This window comes from Pseudomonas sp. GM21 (assembly GCF_000282215.1).
Lineage (GTDB): Bacteria > Pseudomonadota > Gammaproteobacteria > Pseudomonadales > Pseudomonadaceae > Aquipseudomonas.
The window spans coordinates 1-2,808 of sequence record NZ_AKJS01000176.1 but is presented as its reverse complement, the minus strand read 5'-3'; the positions used below and the strand labels follow the sequence as shown (position 1 = coordinate 2,808).

Sequence of the window (2,808 nt, the reverse complement as noted above, 5' to 3'; positions counted from 1 at the left end):
CGACTGCTGCGCAGCCGAACGCAGGCTTCGCCAGCTGCTACAAAGTGCGGTTCGGCTTAACTGACTGGCATTAGGGCTTGCCCGCGATAGCGGTTTTACATTCAGCATCAATGTTGACTGATAGTCCGCCATCGTGGGCAAGCCCGCTCCCACACGGGTTGTGTGCCGCACATGAGATCTATTGTTGCTGAATCGCATCAGTTACGCCGGTAACACCCCCGACGTAACAGCGCGGTAACACATCCAATTGACTTCCCGAGTTCTCCTCACGACTATAGGCGTCCCGCTGCCGCCAACACGGCGTTGAAGGGCGCAATCCAGGCCTTAAAAGCACGACAAAAGACCGTGCGCCTGTATTTAACGAAGAATCACGCGCGTTACTCGCAGTAGTTTCCACAGCGCCTGAATGAGGATCTTTTCATGCCAGCCATCACCCTGACCACTCTGCAAGGTCTCAAGCAAAAAGGTGAGAAAATCACCATGCTGACCTGCTATGACGCGACCTTCGCCCACGCCTGCAATGAGGCTGGCGTCGAGGTGCTGCTGGTGGGCGACTCCCTCGGCATGGTTTTGCAAGGTCACGACAGCACCCTGCCCGTGACGACCGCAGACATGGCTTACCATGTGGCAGCCGTCAAACGTGGCAACTCCGATGCGCTCATCCTCGCTGACCTGCCGTTCATGGCCTACGCCACCACGGAACAAGCCATGACCAACAGCGCCCTGTTGATGCAGGCTGGTGCGCACATGGTCAAGGTTGAAGGCGCTCTGTGGCTGGCAGACTCGATCCGCCTGCTGGCCGAACGCGGCATCCCGGTGTGCGCGCACCTGGGGCTGACACCGCAATCGGTGAACATCCTGGGTGGTTACAAAGTCCAGGGGCGTAACGAGAACCAGGCTCGGCAAATGCGTGCCGATGCCATTTCGCTGGAACAGGCCGGGGCCGCCATGTTGCTGCTTGAATGCGTGCCCAGTGAACTGGCCGAAGAAATTACCCAGGCCGTGAAGATTCCGGTCATTGGCATCGGCGCCGGCAGTGGCACCGACGGTCAGGTACTGGTCCTGCACGACATGCTGGGCTTGGCGATTACCGGTCGCGTGCCAAAATTCGTGAAGAACTTCATGACCGGCCAGCACACCATTCAAGCCGCCCTGAGTGCTTACGTAACCGAAGTCAAAGCGGCGACTTTCCCAGGTATCGAACACGGATTCTCTGCATGAACACCGTAAAAACCGTACGCGAACTGCGGGCCGCCGTGGCCCGTGCCCGCGGTGAAGGCAAGCGCATCGGCTTCGTGCCGACCATGGGCAACCTGCACAGCGGGCATATCGCGCTGATTACCAAAGCCTCCCAACGGGCGGATTTCGTGGTCGCGAGCATTTTCGTCAACCCGCTGCAGTTCGGTGCTGGCGAAGACCTCGACAAATACCCGCGCACCCTCGCCGCTGACCAGGAAAAACTGCTCGAGGCCGGTTGCCACTTGCTGTTCGCGCCCAGCGCTGAAGAAATGTACCCGGACGGCATGGCCGGCCAGACCCGTGTCAGCGTTCCGCTGCTGTCTGAAGGCCTGTGCGGCGCCAGCCGTCCGGGGCATTTTGAAGGTGTGGCGACGGTGGTCAGCAAATTGTTCAACATGGTCCAGCCAGACCTCGCGGTCTTCGGCCAGAAAGACTACCAGCAACTGGCGGTGATCAAATCCCTGGTACATGACCTGAACATGCCGGTCCAGATCATTGGTGAGCCGACTGTCCGAGCGGCCGATGGCCTGGCGCTGTCTTCACGCAATGGTTTCCTCAGCGAAGACCAGCGGGCCGTGGCGCCAGTGGTCTATCGCACACTGAGTTCGATTGCCGATGCGATCAAGCAGGGTGAGCGGGATTTCCCCGCACTGATCGACGCGCAGATCAAACAGCTTGAAGCGGCCGGATTGCGTCCCGATTACCTTGAAATTCGCCACGCGCTGACTTTGCGTCAGGCTACGGCGGATGATCGCGATCTGGTGATTCTGGTGGCGGCGTTCCTTGGCACCACACGGTTGATCGACAACCTGCATCTGAATCTCGAAGTTCCTTCCTAGACACCACGGCCCCCTGTGGGAGCGAGCAGGCTCGCTCCCACAGGGGAACTGCGTCTGATTCCATGCTGTATTGCTGCCCTTTGAGGCTTCGGGCAAACTGCCCGCCGTTCGATTCCGACCCGGGAAAACACTCATGCACGCCATCATGCTCAAGGCGAAGCTGCATCGCGCCGAAGTTACCCATGCAGTACTCGACTACGAAGGTTCTTGCGCCATCGACGGCGAATGGCTGGATTTGTCCGGCATCCGTGAATACGAGCAAATCCAGATCTATAACGTCGACAATGGCGAACGCTTCACCACTTACGCGATTCGTGGCGAAGAGGGTTCGCGCATGATCTCGGTCAACGGTGCCGCCGCCCACAAAGCCAAGGTCGGCGACCGCGTCATCATCTGCGCTTACGCTCATTACAGCGAAGCCGAACTGCTCAACTTCAAGCCACGCATGCTCTACATGGCGCCGGGCAACGAGTTGAGCCACACCAGCAACGCCATTCCGGTTCAGGTTGCCTGATCAGGCCGTTTGTCGGACCGCTCCCGGCTTCCATGCATAAAAGTACCGGGATCGGGTCTGACAAAGTCAAGACAGATCGCAGTGCGAGGTTTACTGTATTCGCCCTGTGCCATGAAATCGTGTCGACACAGTTGACCGGACGCCGACCCGCAGCGCTCCGGGATTTTTAGTGTTCAAAAAGCCGTTCAAGTAAAAAGGAAACCCGCAGCGATGGCG

3 protein-coding genes are annotated in these 2,808 nt (G+C 58.8%); all 3 read left to right on the top strand.

Features of this window, described 5'->3' with window-relative positions; translation table 11 throughout:
• Nucleotides 1–420: 420 nt before the first annotated feature.
• The 3 genes from panB to panD all read left to right on the top strand — a co-directional run bounded on the left by panB (nt 421) and on the right by panD (nt 2,592).
• Complete coding sequence (panB, locus tag PMI22_RS03255) at nt 421–1,221, top strand: 3-methyl-2-oxobutanoate hydroxymethyltransferase (protein WP_007948740.1); 801 nt, start codon at nt 421–423, stop codon at nt 1,219–1,221.
• Nucleotides 1,218–2,078, top strand: coding sequence for a pantoate--beta-alanine ligase (gene panC, locus PMI22_RS03260; RefSeq protein ID WP_007948739.1), 861 nt, complete (start codon nt 1,218–1,220; stop codon nt 2,076–2,078). The genes panB and panC overlap by 4 nt, the downstream gene beginning before the upstream one ends.
• A gap of 133 nt (nt 2,079–2,211) precedes the next feature.
• Nucleotides 2,212–2,592, top strand: coding sequence for an aspartate 1-decarboxylase (gene panD / locus PMI22_RS03265; RefSeq protein ID WP_003228271.1), 381 nt, complete (start codon nt 2,212–2,214; stop codon nt 2,590–2,592).
• The last annotated feature ends 216 nt before the right edge of the window (nt 2,593–2,808 follow it).

Excerpts from the sequence above, each read along its gene's own strand:
- panD (WP_003228271.1), top strand. The coding sequence starts at position 2,212 with ATGCACGCCATCATGCTCAAGGCGAAGCTGCATCGCGCCGAAGTTACC.
- panC (WP_007948739.1), top strand. The coding sequence starts at position 1,218 with ATGAACACCGTAAAAACCGTACGCGAACTGCGGGCCGCCGTGGCCCGT.
- panB (WP_007948740.1), top strand. The coding sequence starts at position 421 with ATGCCAGCCATCACCCTGACCACTCTGCAAGGTCTCAAGCAAAAAGGT.